General features: G+C 52.1%; 1 protein-coding gene and 1 pseudogene. Both read left to right on the top strand.

Going from position 1 to position 457, the window contains the following annotated elements:
- Positions 1-168: pseudogene (locus AACR11_RS29910) on the top strand (major capsid protein P2); the annotation flags it as partial.
- A gap of 11 nt (positions 169-179) precedes the next feature.
- On the top strand, positions 180-457 hold a 278-nt coding region (locus AACR11_RS21195), incomplete at its 3' end, for a hypothetical protein (RefSeq protein ID WP_079325133.1).

Raw genomic sequence — 457 nt, 5'->3', positions numbered from 1 at the left:
AACGGTTGGTTCAGCCTTGATTTTGTTCGTACTGGCTTTGGCGTGGAAGGTCGTCTGCCTACCAATGCCATGAAACAGCTTCAATTCGAGCTTGATAAGTCTCAAACGGGCAGTGTGCCAGTGCTGATTGAAGCCATTGAGCAAGTGGGCACTATCTCAGCGAACTAAGGGGGTGAGCAATGTCCTTACCTGACCAAGCAAAAGCGGCTGCCAGTTCTGGCAGCTGGTTTGACAGCATCTTAGAAGGTGCGGGCGAGCTTGTTGGTGGTGCGGTCGATGTCGTGGGCGACTTCGGTAATGACTGGCTCGGTATCAAGATGGGTAACGAGCTAGAACGTGCTAAGTCAGCCAGTCCAGACGAAAACCGCGCCAACAATAACGACTATCAGCAACCAAACGGACAGCCAGTGAATACAGGCGGTAACGGTGTTCAATGGCAGACCATTGCCATTGTGGT

Source organism: Vibrio sp. L85, from assembly GCF_963871815.1.
Taxonomy (GTDB): domain Bacteria; phylum Pseudomonadota; class Gammaproteobacteria; order Enterobacterales; family Vibrionaceae; genus Vibrio; species Vibrio harveyi.
This window is presented reverse-complemented; position numbering and strand designations above follow the sequence as displayed.